The sequence below is a fragment of the Streptomyces sp. NPDC031064 genome (assembly GCF_055570965.1).
The window spans coordinates 302,919-315,604 of the sequence record NZ_JBVIGF010000009.1 but is presented as its reverse complement, the minus strand read 5'-3'; the positions used below and the strand labels follow the sequence as shown (position 1 = coordinate 315,604).

The 12,686-nt window shown below is 73.6% G+C and carries 12 protein-coding genes and 2 pseudogenes; 6 read left to right on the top strand and 8 right to left on the bottom strand.

Annotated elements, in window-relative coordinates; genetic code table 11:
- Positions 1 to 35: 35 nt before the first annotated feature.
- Both ACZ46W_RS30260 and ACZ46W_RS30255 read right to left on the bottom strand, forming a co-directional pair.
- Positions 36 to 350: a hypothetical protein gene (locus ACZ46W_RS30260; protein ID WP_468344199.1), complete on the bottom strand. Its 315-nt coding sequence runs from the start codon at positions 348 to 350 to the stop codon at positions 36 to 38.
- Positions 351 to 410: 60 nt separating this feature from the next.
- On the bottom strand, positions 411 to 1,217 hold the full coding sequence (locus ACZ46W_RS30255; RefSeq protein ID WP_468344197.1) for a maleylpyruvate isomerase family mycothiol-dependent enzyme: 807 nt from the start codon (positions 1,215 to 1,217) through the stop codon (positions 411 to 413).
- 134 nt (positions 1,218 to 1,351) lie between these two features.
- Here ACZ46W_RS30255 and ACZ46W_RS30250 point away from each other — a divergent pair, with 134 nt between their 5' ends.
- Positions 1,352 to 2,566, top strand: a complete 1,215-nt coding sequence (locus ACZ46W_RS30250; RefSeq protein WP_468344194.1) for an MFS transporter — start codon at positions 1,352 to 1,354, stop codon at positions 2,564 to 2,566.
- 3 nt (positions 2,567 to 2,569) lie between these two features.
- Positions 2,570 to 3,007 carry an NUDIX hydrolase gene (locus ACZ46W_RS30245; RefSeq protein WP_468344191.1) on the top strand — a complete coding sequence of 146 codons (438 nt, stop codon included), beginning with the start codon at positions 2,570 to 2,572 and terminating at the stop codon, positions 3,005 to 3,007.
- 253 nt (positions 3,008 to 3,260) lie between these two features.
- Here ACZ46W_RS30245 and ACZ46W_RS30240 read toward each other — a convergent pair whose 3' ends face one another.
- The 3 genes from ACZ46W_RS30240 to ACZ46W_RS30230 form a co-directional block, all read right to left on the bottom strand.
- Positions 3,261 to 3,659 (bottom strand): DnaJ family domain-containing protein, encoded by a 399-nt coding sequence (locus tag ACZ46W_RS30240; protein WP_468344188.1) that lies wholly within the window; start codon positions 3,657 to 3,659, stop codon positions 3,261 to 3,263.
- Positions 3,660 to 3,684: 25 nt separating this feature from the next.
- Complete coding sequence (locus ACZ46W_RS30235; RefSeq protein WP_468344185.1) at positions 3,685 to 4,848, bottom strand: lipase family protein; 1,164 nt, start codon at positions 4,846 to 4,848, stop codon at positions 3,685 to 3,687.
- Positions 4,849 to 4,933: 85 nt separating this feature from the next.
- Positions 4,934 to 5,926 carry an AraC family transcriptional regulator gene (locus tag ACZ46W_RS30230; RefSeq protein WP_468344182.1) on the bottom strand — a complete coding sequence of 331 codons (993 nt, stop codon included), beginning with the start codon at positions 5,924 to 5,926 and terminating at the stop codon, positions 4,934 to 4,936.
- 92 nt (positions 5,927 to 6,018) lie between these two features.
- Here ACZ46W_RS30230 and ACZ46W_RS30225 point away from each other — a divergent pair, with 92 nt between their 5' ends.
- Positions 6,019 to 7,557 (top strand): AMP-dependent synthetase/ligase, encoded by a 1,539-nt coding sequence (locus ACZ46W_RS30225; protein ID WP_468344179.1) that lies wholly within the window; start codon positions 6,019 to 6,021, stop codon positions 7,555 to 7,557.
- Between the two features lie 115 nt (positions 7,558 to 7,672).
- Here ACZ46W_RS30225 and ACZ46W_RS30220 read toward each other — a convergent pair whose 3' ends face one another.
- Positions 7,673 to 7,876: a cold-shock protein gene (locus tag ACZ46W_RS30220; RefSeq protein ID WP_126885573.1), complete on the bottom strand. Its 204-nt coding sequence runs from the start codon at positions 7,874 to 7,876 to the stop codon at positions 7,673 to 7,675.
- Positions 7,877 to 8,137: 261 nt separating this feature from the next.
- On the opposite strand from ACZ46W_RS30220, the gene ACZ46W_RS30215 reads away from it, so the two are divergent.
- Complete coding sequence (locus ACZ46W_RS30215) at positions 8,138 to 9,004, top strand: menaquinone biosynthetic enzyme MqnA/MqnD family protein (protein ID WP_468344175.1); 867 nt, start codon at positions 8,138 to 8,140, stop codon at positions 9,002 to 9,004.
- On the opposite strand, the gene ACZ46W_RS30210 is transcribed toward ACZ46W_RS30215, so the two are convergent.
- Complete coding sequence (locus ACZ46W_RS30210; protein WP_468344173.1) at positions 9,001 to 10,023, bottom strand: alpha/beta hydrolase; 1,023 nt, start codon at positions 10,021 to 10,023, stop codon at positions 9,001 to 9,003. The genes ACZ46W_RS30215 and ACZ46W_RS30210 overlap by 4 nt on opposite strands.
- A 116-nt stretch (positions 10,024 to 10,139) precedes the next feature.
- On the opposite strand from ACZ46W_RS30210, the gene ACZ46W_RS30205 reads away from it, so the two are divergent.
- Positions 10,140 to 11,804, top strand: coding sequence for a serine/threonine-protein kinase (locus tag ACZ46W_RS30205; protein WP_468344170.1), 1,665 nt, complete (start codon positions 10,140 to 10,142; stop codon positions 11,802 to 11,804).
- Here the strand turns inward: ACZ46W_RS30205 and ACZ46W_RS30200 are convergent.
- Positions 11,787 to 12,197 (bottom strand): annotated as a pseudogene (locus tag ACZ46W_RS30200) (SDR family NAD(P)-dependent oxidoreductase); the annotation flags it as partial. The gene ACZ46W_RS30205 and the pseudogene ACZ46W_RS30200 sit on opposite strands and share 18 nt — an antisense overlap.
- Between ACZ46W_RS30200 and ACZ46W_RS30195 the strand changes: the two are divergent.
- A pseudogene (locus ACZ46W_RS30195) lies at positions 12,194 to 12,684 on the top strand (acyl-CoA-like ligand-binding transcription factor); the annotation flags it as partial. The pseudogenes ACZ46W_RS30200 and ACZ46W_RS30195 overlap by 4 nt on opposite strands.
- Positions 12,685 to 12,686: the final 2 nt, after the last annotated feature.

Sequence of the window (12,686 nt, the reverse complement as noted above, 5' to 3'; positions counted from 1 at the left end):
GACCCCGCACGGCCCGGTCACCGCCTCGGCCCGCCTCAGCCCGCCGCGGCCCACGCCCACAGCGCCACGCCCACCGGCGCCGGACAGGCCAGGGCGCCGAGCAGGGCCAGGCGGGCGGAGCGGGACAGGCGACGCATGCCGGGGGCGAAGTACAGCGCCACCAGTACGCCCCCGGCGACGACGAGGGCCAGGGTCGCCCAGAGCACGAACGGTGCCGGGGACTCCCCGACGGACGCGGCCCAGACGCTGAGGATCATCACCAGGACGGCCAGGAGGCCGAGCGAGAGTGCCGTCACCGCCCAGAGCACGGCGGCGAGGACCACGTACAGCGTTTTTCCTTGGGTGCGCATGGGAGCAGTCTGTGGCGGCCGGGCCGGCGCCCGCATGAGCGGAAGTACTCAGGCCGCGGCTCAGAACATCACCCGCGCCGCGGTGACGGCCGCGACGTCGGCGGGGCCGCCGTCGCAGGCGATGTCGCCGAGCGGTGGCCGGCCCGACAGGTGGCGCATCAGCGTGACGGCGTCCGCCTCGACCACCACGGCGGGGGTGCCGCGGCCCAGGCCCCAGCGCCCGCCGGCCGGTCCGGACAGGTCCAGGTAGGTGGGCGGGCCGCTCCAGGCGAGGGCGAGGTCCAGCAGCACCTGCCCGACCACCTCCTTGTCGTGTTCCCGCAGCACCAGCTCCTGCCCGGTGGCGTCGCAGATGTCGACCCGGTGCATCCAGGTGTCCCGGGTGAGCAGGACCCGGGCCAGGTAGTCCATGGAGTCCTCGGCCAGCTCCTTCGACTCGGGGAAGAGCGGGCTCAGGCGCATCCGCCGCCGCAGGGCGGCCGGCGTGCGCTCCACCGCACGCACCCCCCGCGGTCCGAACCGGGCCAGCAGCCGGACCAGGACGTGCGGCGGCACGGAGCGCCGGGCGTCGACCTGGAGCTGGTTGTGCGCGGCCAGGGGCAACAGCTCCGGGTAACGCCGCCGGCCGCGCACGGCCCGGCCCACCAGCAGCCAGGGCCGCGCCAGTTCCTCGTACTGCGCCACCACGTGGGAGGTGAGGTCCCGTACGGTCCAGCCCTCGCACGCCGTGTCGAGCGACCAGTCGCCAGGACCGAGCCGGCCCAGCACGGCGAGCGTGGCACGCACCTCGGCCGCGTTCACCGCGCGCGCCCGCAGCGGGTGCGTCCGGGGGATGTCGAGGGCGGAGGCCGGGGCGGTGGTGACCATGGAGTGCCTCCCTGGGGGCGGACGTTCTCCCCGAGACACGACTCACGCTACGCCCGTCATGAGGAGTTCTCCTGCCGGGTGCGGTACGCGTAAAACGTTTGTGCGGTGGCACGGCCGCCCGCGATCGTTGGGCGGTGCCGACCGAGAAACAGGTGACGCTGAGCCGTCCGATGGTGCTGCTCCTGGCCGTGGCCTGCGGTGTGGCCGTCGGCAACATCTACTTCCCCCAGGCGATCAGCCCGCTCGTCGCCGCCGGGCTGCACGTGCCGCCCGGCGCGGCCGCCCTGATCGTGACGGCGGCGCAGTTCGGGTACGCGGCCGGGATCTTCCTGCTCGTACCCCTCGGGGACCGCTTCCCGCACCGCCCGCTGATCGCCGCGCTCCTCGCCGTCACCGGCCTGAGCCTGCTCGCCGCGAGCGCCGCGCCCGGGCTGCCGCCGCTCGTCGTGGCGAGCGCGCTGGTCGGCGTGACCACCGTGGTGGCGCCGCTCGTCGCCCCGATGGCGGCCGGCCTGGTGCCCGACGACCGGCGCGGAGCCGTCACGGGCACCCTGCTCGCCGGCTCCATCGGCGGCATGCTGCTGTCCCGCGCCGCCGGCGGGACGCTGGGCGAATGGCTGGGCTGGCGGGCGCCGTACGTGCTGGCCGCGGCCGTCTCGCTGGTCATGGCGGCGCTCCTGTCCCGTACGCTGCCGAGGACCGCGCCGCCGTCCACGCAGCCGTACCCGGCGCTGCTGGCCGCCTCCCTGCGCCTGCTGCGCGACGAGCCCGAACTGCGCCGCTCCTGCCTCTACCAGGCGACGGCCTTCGGCGCGTTCACCGCCGTCTGGACGGGCGCCGCGCTGCTGCTGACGGGACCGGTGTACGGGCTCGGCGCCCAGGCGGTCGGCGTGCTCGCCCTGGTGAACGTCGCCACCATGCTCGCCACCCCGGCGGCGGGCCGGGCGGTCGACCGGCGCGGCCCCGACGCGGTCAACCTCGTCTGCTTCCTCGCGATCCTCGCCTCGGCCGCGGTCCTCGCCCTGGGCGCCACCGGCGGGGCGACCGGCCTGGCGGCCCTGGCGCTCGGCACGCTGCTGCTCGACGTCGCCATGCAGTCCGGCATGGTCGCCAACCAGGTACGCATCTGGGCCCTGCGCCCCGAGGTGCGAAGCCGCCTCAACACCGCGTACATGATGTGCGCGTTCCTCGGCGGCGGCCTCGGCTCCTGGGCCGCCACCCGCGCCCACACCGACCTCGGCTGGCCCGGCGTGTGCGCCCTGATCGCCGCCCTCGCCGCCCTGGGCCTCGCCCGCCACCTGCTCCGCACCCGAAGCGCCCGAAGCATCCAGAGCACCCGAAAGGCCTGACCCATGCGCATACCCCGGCCCGCGGCCCGCGTCGCCGTCCTCGACCCCGACGGAGCGGTCTTCCTCTTCCGCTACGACAACGAAGAAGTGGGCGTCCACTGGGCCATGCCCGGCGGCGGCCTGGAACCGGGCGAGACCCCCCGCGAGGGTGCCCTGCGCGAACTGCGCGAGGAGACGGGCTGGTACGACGTGGAGCCGGGGCCGCTCCTGTGCACCTGGGAGCACGACTTCACCCGGGCGGGCGTCCCCGTCCGCCAGCACGAGCACATCTACCTCGCCCACGGTCCGCGCCGGGACCCGGCCGAGGAGGCCGCCGCCGCCCGCGCCGCCGACATCATCCTCACGTGGCGCTGGTGGACCCGGGACGACCTGGCCGCCCCCGACGCGGAACCGGTCTGGCCGCCCCGCCTCGCGGAACTGCTGAGGGCCCTGGACGGCTAGGGCCTCTCGTTCGGATCTTGCTGGGCTCGCGACGCTCCCCCAGCTTCGCTGGGAGGTGCCCCCAGGACACCGCACCTCGCGGCGTTGTCGTCGGTCGCCAATGTCCCCCGTAGCCCTTCGGGCACGGGAGGGGCCCCCACCGCAGTGGCTCCCTCCTCCGCCTTGCGATGCGTCCCCTGGGCCCTGGCGGGCCTGGGGAGACCTCATGCACCAGACGCCGCTCCCTGATCCAGCCTGATCCAAACGAAAGGCCCTAGCGGCGGGACCTCCACTGCCGCACCAACTCCTCCGCGTCGAGCGGCGTGAGCCGCAGCGGCGGGCCCGCCGGGGGGCGGCGCAGGGCTGCCGTGATCTTCTCGTTGACGTCCGCGACGATCCGGCGCACCTCCGCCTCGCTCGCCGCCCGCCCCACCGCCTCCAGCGCGTCCTCCGCCTCCTTGCGGAGGGCGAGCGCGGGCGGCAGGACGGGGGCGATGCCCTCGCGGTGCATCTTGCCCTTGACCCACCACAGTTCGTCGTACGGGGCGGCGTCGTCGGGCAGCGGCTTGCCGAAGCCGGACAGGTGCTCGAAGTCACCGCGTTCCGTCGCCTCGCGGATCTGCTTGTCGACGAATGACTCGAAGTCGACCCCGGGCGGTTTGCGTTCGGTCATGCCTCCGAGCGTACGCCGGGCTCGTTCAGCAGTTGCCCGGCGCCGGCTTCCCGGCGAACCGGTCGGCCAGCCAGTCCGCCGCCCTCGGCGACTCGGTGATCACGCCCGAGACGTGCTCGCCGACCACGATCGTCCGCCAGTTCACGGCGGCGCCCCTGGCGCACCAGTCCTCGCGCAGCCCGGAGCCCAGGGAGTACGGGATCAGCTCGTCGGCGAGCGCGTGGTACAGGTACACGGGGTGGTCCGGCGCCTTCCGGCCGAGGTCGGACTCGGCGAGGCGGGTCTGCCACTCGCGGGTCTCCAGAGGGTTCCTGACCGTCAGGTCGGAGATCCGCTTGAAGGAGCCGACGACCGTGTCGACCGCCACGCAGTTGTTCCGGAAGAAGCCGATCAGCGCCTTGCCGGCCGCGTTCAGGTACGAGTCGAGCTTCAGCTCCGGGTACGCCGCGTCCTGCCCGGCCGCCGCCATGAACAGCAGGCCCGACCCGTACGAACCGTCGTGCACGGGCGCCAGTTTCGCCAGCTCCGCCGGTACGCCACCGGTCGCCGTGCCCTTCACCTTCAGCTCCGGGGCGTACGAGGCGTGCAGCTCGGCCGCCCAGCTCGACGCCTGGCCGCCCTGCGAGTAGCCCATGATGCCGACCGGGGTGTCCGCGCCGAGGCCCGCCTCCGGGAGGCGGATCGCCGCGCGGGCGGCGTCCAGCATGGCGTGCCCGGCCGAGGGTCCGGCCGTGTAGGTGTGCTCGCCCGGGGTGCCGAGGCCCTCGTAGTCGGTGACCACCACGGCCCAGCCGCGCCAGGTGAGCTGCTGGATCAGGCTGGCCTCCATGGTGGTGCCGCTCGGGAAGCCCGCGCTCGGCGCGCACGAGTCGCCGAGCCCGACCGTGCCGACGGCGTACGTGATGAGCGGGCGGGGCCCGGTGCGGCCGTCCTGCGGGACGATCACCGTGCCGGAGACGACGTTCGGGGCGCCGGTCGCCGAGGTCGAGCGGTAGTGGATCTTCCACGCCTTGGTGGCGGTCGGCTGGCCGGGCAGCGGGTGGAAGGCGGAGGGCTCGGTGCTCACCAGGTCGCCGGGGCGGCCGGTGCCGGCCTCGGTGGTCGCGGTGGTCGCGGTGGCGAGCGTGGGGGTGGCTGAGGACAGGGCGAGTGCGGCCACGCAGGCCAGCACCCTCGTACGTACACGCATGTGCGGCTCTCCCTACGTCCGGTGTGGGGGTGGGGAGACCGTAGTGACTCGCGAGTAAGTACGGGGCTGACCGGAACGCTCAGCTTCACTGACCCCGATACGCACCCGGCGTCGTGCCCGTCCACCGCCGGAACGCCCGGTGGAACGAGGTGTCCTCCGAGAAGCCCAGCCGCGCCGCCAGCTCCGCGATCGGCTCGCGCCCCTCCGCCAGGCCCGCGATCGCCGCGTCCCGCCGGACCGTGTCCTTCAGCCGCCGGAACGAGGTGCCCTCCTCCTGGAGCCGGCGCCGCAGCGTCGCCGGGCTCACCGCCAGCCGCGCCGCGACCTCCACCAGCGACGGCAGCCGGGGCGAGGCCCGCAGCGCCCGGGCCAGCGCGCTGTGCACCTGCTCGGCCACGGTCGTGCCGTACGCCCGGCGGCTGAGCAGTTCGAAGGGCGACCGGCGCAGCATCACCGCCAGGTCCTCCTCGTCCCGGACGAGCGGGGCGGCCAGCCAGTGGGCGTGGAACGCGGCCCCGGTGGCGGGCGCCCCGAAGCGCACCGGGCAGCCGAAGAGGTCGGCGTACTCGTCCCGGTGCGGGGGAGCGGGATACGCGAAACCGGCCCGCAGCAGCGGGATGCGGCGCCCCACCAGCCAACTGCACAGCCGGTGCCAGATGATCAGCAGGCACTCGGCCACGAACGGGTCCGGCAGCTCGCCGCGCACCGTGAGCACGGCCTCACCGCCCGACCGCCCGAGGGCCAGGTCCGGCCCGCCCGGGAACAGTTGGTAGAACGCCGTGCCGCGCTCGATCGCCGCGCCCAGGTCACGGCAGCCCAGCGAGACGTGGCACATCATCGCGAACGTCCCCGGACGGCTCGGCGCCGGTCCGAGGCCCAGGAACTCGTCGCCCGTCGCCCGGTACAGCGCCCGGAACAGCAGCGCGAACTGCGCCGAGGTGACCCGCGCCCGGTCGTCGCCGAGCAGCAGCGGCGGGATGCCGGCGGCCTGGAGGAGCGGCACGGTGTCGAGCCCGTGCCGCCGCGCGCCACGCAGCAGCGCCCGCACATGGTGCACGGTGATGGTCCGCTTGGCCATGACCGGACCGTACCGGGGTTGAGCGCCGGGGTCAGCGGGCCTGACGTTTCCCGTCATGCCACCCGCCCGGAGAGCCTTCCTACCGTCGGGCCATGACACGACGTCCACAGACGCTGGCGGTGTTCACCGAATGGACGGGCGAACGGCACGGGCAACTGCCCGCGCTGCGCCACAAGCAGGGTGACGGGACCTGGACCTCCGTCTCGTACGACGCCCTCCGGGCGACCGTGCGCGCCACCGGACAGGCGCTGATCGCCCTCGGTGTGGCCCCGGGCGACCGGGTGGCGATCCTGTCCGAGACGCGGGTGGAGTGGACGTACGCCCACTTCGCCGCGCTCGCGGCCGGCGCGGTCGTCGTGCCGGTCTACCCGACGGCGGGGGAGGAGGAGCTGGCCTGGGTGCTCGGCGACTCGGGGGCCTCGGTGGTGCTCGTCGAGGACGCGGCGCAGGCGGAGCGGGTGGCGGCCGTACGGGGGCGGCTGCCCGCGCTGCGGCACGTGGCGGAGCTGGGCGGCCTCCACGCAACGGGCGCCCCGGACGCGCTGCTCGCCCGCGCGGCGGCCGTCCGCCCCGGCGACGGCGCGGCGATCGTCTACACGTCCGGCACCACCGGCCCGCCCAAGGGCGTCCACCTCACCCACGGCAACCTCGGCGCCGTCCAGGACGCCACGCTGCCGCTCATCGAGGGCGGCCCCGGCGACCGCACGTACCTCTACCTGCCCCTCGCGCACCTGCTCGCCCAGCTCATCCAGTTCACGACCCTGCTGTACGGCGGCGAGCTGTGCTACTTCGGCGGGCGCGTGGAGGACGTCGTCACCGAGCTGGCGGAGGCCCGGCCCACGCACCTGCCCTCGGTGCCGCGCCTCTTCGAGAAGGTGCACAGCATGGCGCGGGCGTTCGACGCGACGCCGGAGCAGGTGCGGGAGGCGCTGGGCGGGCGGTTGCGGTGGGCGCTGACCGGCGCGGCGCCCATCGCGCCGGAGACGCTGGAGTTCCTCTCCGGGTGCGGGATCCAGGTCTTCGAGGGGTACGGCATGACCGAGTCGGGCGGCGTGATCTCGCTGAACCATCCCGGCGCGGTGCGGTACGGGACGGTCGGGCGGCCCGTGCCGGGGTGCGAGGTGCGGATCGCCGGGGACGGGGAGGTTCTGGCGCGGGGCCCGATGGTGGCGGCGGGGGAGGTCGCGGACGACGGGTGGCTGCACACGGGCGACCTGGGGGCGCTGGACGACGAGGGGTACCTGACGATCACGGGCCGCAAGAAGGACCTGATCATCACGTCGTCCGGCAAGAACCTGAGCCCGGCGGAGGTGGAGCTGCTCATCGAGCGGTCGCCGGTCGTCTCGCACGCCGTCATGGCCGGTGACCGCCGCCCGTACCCGGTCGCCCTGATCACCGTGGACGCCGACGCCGTGCGGGGCCTGGACGCCGACGCCGTACGGGCCCTGGTCCAGGGGGCGGTGGACGCGGCCAACGCCCAGGTGTCGCGCCCGGCCCGCATCCGGGCGTTCACCGTCCTGGACGAGGACTTCAGCGTCGCCGGCGGCGTCCTCACGCCGACGCTGAAGGTGCGGCGGAAGGCGGTGCTGGAGCGGTACGCGGCGGAGATCGACAAGCTGTACGACCGGTGAAGGGAACAAAAGGCAGGAGCCCTTTCCGCGCGGCCGTGAGACCGGACGGAAAAGGCTCCTTGGGTACTGCGTAATCGGGTTACTGAAAGTCGTGCGCGATCGCCGACCCGGGCAATTAGGCCGGGGTGACGTTCTCCGCCTGCGGGCCCTTCGGGCCCTGCGTGACGTCGAAGTTCACGAGCTGGTTCTCCTCGAGGGAGCGGAAGCCAGTCGCGTTGATCGCGGAGTAGTGGACGAAGACATCCGGGCCGCCGCCGTCCTGGGCGATGAAGCCGAAGCCCTTTTCAGCGTTGAACCACTTGACGGTTCCGGTAGCCATAAGCCCTCCTATGGGCCAAAGGGTTGCCCTGCTCCAGAACCTGCCAAACAAGTCTGAAAACTACAAAAGCCTGCGGGTCACATGCTCCGCAGGCTCTGTACTGCAAGGGAAACCAAACTGCAACTTGCGTTGAGCCTAGCACGCAGCGTGTGTGCATGGGTAGAGGGAAAGATCACGTCACCCGGATGTTTGACAGAGTTCACCCTCGCTGACGGCGGACCCGGCGATGCCGGGCGTACCGGGCGGGTCTAGCCTCGCGTTGTGGACAATTCAACCGACGACCACCACCCGCTGCGGAGCCGGCCCCGCGTCGGCCACATCCAGTTCCTGAACTGCCTCCCCCTGTACTGGGGCCTGGCCCGCACCGGAACGCTCCTGGATCTCGAGCTCACGAAGGACACCCCGGAGAAGCTCAGTGATCAGCTCGTACGCGGCGACCTCGACATCGCGCCGATCACCCTCGTCGAGTTCCTGCGCGCCGCCGACCGGCTCGTCGCCTTCCCCGACCTGGCGGTCGGCTGCGACGGGCCCGTCATGTCCTGCGTGATCGTCTCCCAGCGGCCGCTGGAGGACCTGGACGGGGCGCGCGTCGCGCTCGGCTCCACCTCGCGCACCTCCGTACGCCTGGCGCAGTTGCTGCTCGCCGAGCGGTACGGGGTGGCCCCCGCCTACTACACCTGCCCGCCCGACCTGGGCGTGATGATGCAGGAGGCGGAGGCGGCGGTGCTGATCGGGGACGCGGCGCTGCGCGCCTCGCTGCACGACGCCCCGAGGCTCGGGCTCCAGGTCCATGACCTGGGGCAGATGTGGAAGGAGTGGACGGGGCTGCCGTTCGTCTTCGCGGTGTGGGCGGTCCGCAAGGACTACCTGGCGCGCGAGCCGCACGTCGTGCGCCAGGTCCACGAGGCGTTCCTGGCCTCCCGTGACGTGTCGCTGGAGGAGGTCGCGAAGGTCGCCGAGCAGGCCGCGCGCTGGGAGGCCTTCGACGCGGTGGTGCTGGAGAAGTACTTCACGACCCTGGACTTCCGCTTCGCGGCCGAACAGCTCGCCGGGGTGCGGGAGTTCGCCCGCCGGACCGGGCCGACGACCGGGTTCCCGGCGGACGTGACGGTCGAGCTGCTGTCCTAGGAGGCGGGTACGGGGGCCTGCATGTGCTCGCTGATCCACTGGATCGAGCCGTCCCCCATGCCCTTCACATAGGTCTTGGCGTTGTGCTCGCCGTCCTGGATCACCTGGAGGCGGCTCTTCACCGGCCCCTTGGTGTACTTCTTGATGAACGACTTCACGTTGGCGACGCCGGATTCCCTGCTGCCGATCTGGAACGCCAGATACACCTCGCGGTCCTTGGAGTCCGGCTGTGCGCCCAGGAGCCCGGCGAGCCTCTCCGGGTTGTTCGCCTGCCTCTCCTTCTCGTGTCCGGCCCACAGCGGCGAATCCGGAACGGTGTCCGGGCCGGAGGCGATGACGGCCTTGAACTTGTCCGGGTGCTTCAGTACGGACTTCAGGCCGACGAACCCGCCGGACGACGAGCCCATGAACGCCCAGCCGTCCCTTGAAGCGAACGTACGGAAATTCGCCCGGACGAAATCCGGGACGTCCTCCGTCATCCAGGTGCCCATTTTGGGCTGCCCGGGGATGTCGCTGCCGTCGTAGTAGTGCTCCTTGTCCGGGTTGAGGACCGGCATGATCACGACGAAGGGCAGGCTCTTGCCCTCTTTCGACCACTCACTGATGCTGCTCTGCAACTTGAGGTCGGTGCCCATCCAGTAATTGTTCGGATAGCCGTTGCCGCCGGGCAGGGCGATCAGCACGGGGAAGCCGCTGTTCGCGTACTTCGGGTCGAAGTACTGCGGGGGCGCCCAGACCCAGACCTTGCCCGTGAAGCCGGACTTGGCGCCGTGCAGCGTCGTCACGCCGATCTTGGTGCCGTCGGGGAGCGTGTTGGCGGTGGTGAACTCCGCCTTGGGGCCGGCCGGCATCAGGGTCTTGGGGAGGGCCTTCCCCTTCGCGTCCGTGGCCCGGGGTGCGGGGGCCGACGCGCTCGGGCCGTCGAAGGACACCGGGGCCCCTTCGCCGGAGCAGCCGGTGAGCAGGGCGAGCGAGCCGAGGGCGACGGCGGCTATGAGCGCCGTGGCGGGACGTGTCATGGAGCACTCCGGGTCTTTCGGGGCATTTACGGCCAGGTAGATGGCCGTGGACCCCAACCGGTTCCGTGCCGTCCCGTCTACGCTGCTGTACGCGACGACGTACGGGGGGAAGGCGCATGCAGCCGCTCGAAGTTGGCGAACCGGCAGCCATCGGTCCCTACCGGCTGCTCGGCAGGCTCGGGGCGGGCGGCATGGGCCGGGTCTACCTCGCCCGCAGCGAGGGCGGCCGGACCGTCGCGGTCAAGGTCGTGCACCCGCACTTCGCGCTGGACGAGGAGTTCCGGGCGCGGTTCCGGCGGGAGGTCGAGTTGGCGCGGCGGGTCGGCGGCGATGGGGCCTCTCCCGCTCGCACCGGTTCGAGAGGCTGGGGATGGACCGCGCCCGTACTCGACGCGGACCCCGACGCACCCGTCCCGTGGGTCGCCACCGGGTACGTCCCCGGGCCCCCGCTCGCCCGGGCCGTCACCGACCACGGGCCGCTCCCCGCGCACACGGTACGGGCGCTGGGCGCCGGACTGGCCGAGGCCCTCGCGGCGGTGCACGGACTCGGGCTCGTCCACCGGGACGTCAAGCCCTCGAACGTCCTGCTGGCCCTGGACGGGCCCTGCCTCATCGACTTCGGCATCGCCCGGGCGACGGACGGTACCGCGTCGCTCACGTCCACCGGCGTCTCGGTCGGCTCGCCCGGCTACATGGCGCCCGAGCAGATCCTCGGCAAGGGCGTGACCGGCGCCGCGGACGTCTTCTCGCTGGGCGCCGTCCTCGCGTACGCGGCGACCGGCACCGCCCCCTTCCCGGGCGACTCGTCGGCCGCCCTCCTCTACAAGGTGGTCCACGAGGAGCCGGACCTGGGCGGCGCCCTCTGCGGTGAGCTGCGGGACCTGGTGGCCGCGTGCCTGGCCAAGGAACCGGACGCCCGCCCCGCGCCGGGTGAGCTGGCCGCACGGCTGGCCCCGGGCGGGGCGGCCGCGCTGGTGGCGGGCGGCTGGCTGCCGGGCCCGCTGGTGCAGCGGGTCAGCCGGGACGCGGTACGGCTGCTGGACCTGGAGCCGGCGGTGGCGGACCCGTCCGGTTCGGGACCGGTGCCGTTCAGCAGCCCGGCGGTGGGCGCGTCCGGCGGGCCGGTGGTTTCCGGCGTGTTCGGCCCGCCCATCGAACCCGTACCGGCGGTGGACGCGCCGCCCCCGGCCCGTAAGCCCGTGTCGCTGTCCCTCACGACGACCTCCGAACCGGCGCCCGGCCGGGGCCGCCGGCTGAGCTGCACGGTCGCCCTGGCCGTGGCGGGCGCCCTGGCGGCGGTGACGGTGGGCGGCGGCACCCTCCTCGGCCTGTTCGACCGGGACGGCGGCCACAACGACGCGGCCGAGCCGCCGGGCAAGACGTCCCCGGGTGACGCCGCCCCGGCGCCCGCCTCCCTGCCGAAGGCGTTCATCGGCACCTGGAAGGGGTCCACGCAGGAGGAGAACGGCCTGCCGCACGGGGAGCTGACCGCCGTCTTCACACCGGGCGGCAAGGGCCAGGACGTGGTGCGGCTGACCACGACCCTCAGCGTCCTCGGGACGAGCGTCGAATGCCACAGCATCGGCAGGCTGACCTCGGCCGAGCCGAGGCGACTGCGCGTCACGGACCGCACCGACCCCGGCAAGCCCGGCTCCACGGGCATGTGCACGGGCACCTCCGCCACCCTGACGTTCACGCTCAACGAGGACGGCACCCTGGGCTACCGGTCCGACGAGGACGCGGCGGGCAACCCCTACGGAACGCTACGGAAGTCCGGCTGAGCCGCTGGGGAGGCCGTACCGCACGCCGGTCAGCCGCTCCGACACCTCCCACAGCCGGCGCCCCGTCCCGGCATCGGTCGCCGCCGGGGCCGCCCGGACCCGCGTGGGCGCGCCGCGCAGCTCGGCCGGGCCGTCGGGGCCGATGAACTGGCCGCCCTCCACGTCCGGGGCGGTCGCCGCGTAGAGCTGGGGCAGCGCTCCCCGGTCCGGGGACTGGGCGAGCGGGATGAGGACGCGGCCGAACAGCAGCCACACCATCCCCACCGGGGTGCCCCTCTGGAGGTTGGTCGAGGCGTAGCCGGGGTGGGCGAGCACGCTGCGCACCGGGCTGCCGGCCGCGGCCAGCCGCAGGTGGAGCTCCCGGCCGAAGACGGCGTTGGCGAGCTTCGACCTTCTTCCGGTACTTCGCCTCCAAGGAGGACGTGGTCGTCCAGTTCCTGGCCGGCATGGGCGCCGACATCCACGCCGAACTGGCGGCCCGGCCGGCGAACCCCCCTCCGTGGCGCTGCACGCCATCCGGGTCCCCGTCGCGGCCTGCGGCGACCACCACGAGCGGGCGCTGCGCGTGGTGCGGCTGATCCTGCGCACCCCCGCCCTGCTCGCCCGCTTCCTGGAGCGGCAGGCGCAGTGGCGCGACGACCTGGCGGCGGAGCTGGCGCGCCGCCTGGGGCTCGATCCCGCCACCGACCTGTACCCGCGGCTGGCCGCCGGGATGGCGCTGTCCGCCTTCGACGCCGTACTGCACCGGTGGAGCGACAGCGACGGCGCCGAGGACCCCGCCGGGCTGACCGACCGGGCCTTCGCCGTCATCGCCCCGGCCCTGGACGCCGTCGGCACCCGGCCCCCGCGGGCTGCGGAGGGTGCGCCGGAGGGCGGCTGACG

Coding starts and splice junctions, on each gene's coding strand:
- ACZ46W_RS30260 (WP_468344199.1), bottom strand. CDS start 350: ATGCGCACCCAAGGAAAAACGCTGTACGTGGTCCTCGCCGCCGTGCTC.
- ACZ46W_RS30255 (WP_468344197.1), bottom strand. CDS start 1,217: ATGGTCACCACCGCCCCGGCCTCCGCCCTCGACATCCCCCGGACGCAC.
- ACZ46W_RS30245 (WP_468344191.1), top strand. CDS start 2,570: ATGCGCATACCCCGGCCCGCGGCCCGCGTCGCCGTCCTCGACCCCGAC.
- ACZ46W_RS30240 (WP_468344188.1), bottom strand. CDS start 3,659: ATGACCGAACGCAAACCGCCCGGGGTCGACTTCGAGTCATTCGTCGAC.
- ACZ46W_RS30235 (WP_468344185.1), bottom strand. CDS start 4,848: ATGCGTGTACGTACGAGGGTGCTGGCCTGCGTGGCCGCACTCGCCCTG.
- ACZ46W_RS30230 (WP_468344182.1), bottom strand. CDS start 5,926: ATGGCCAAGCGGACCATCACCGTGCACCATGTGCGGGCGCTGCTGCGT.
- ACZ46W_RS30225 (WP_468344179.1), top strand. CDS start 6,019: ATGACACGACGTCCACAGACGCTGGCGGTGTTCACCGAATGGACGGGC.
- ACZ46W_RS30220 (WP_126885573.1), bottom strand. CDS start 7,876: ATGGCTACCGGAACCGTCAAGTGGTTCAACGCTGAAAAGGGCTTCGGC.
- ACZ46W_RS30210 (WP_468344173.1), bottom strand. CDS start 10,023: ATGACACGTCCCGCCACGGCGCTCATAGCCGCCGTCGCCCTCGGCTCG.
- ACZ46W_RS30205 (WP_468344170.1), top strand. CDS start 10,140: ATGCAGCCGCTCGAAGTTGGCGAACCGGCAGCCATCGGTCCCTACCGG.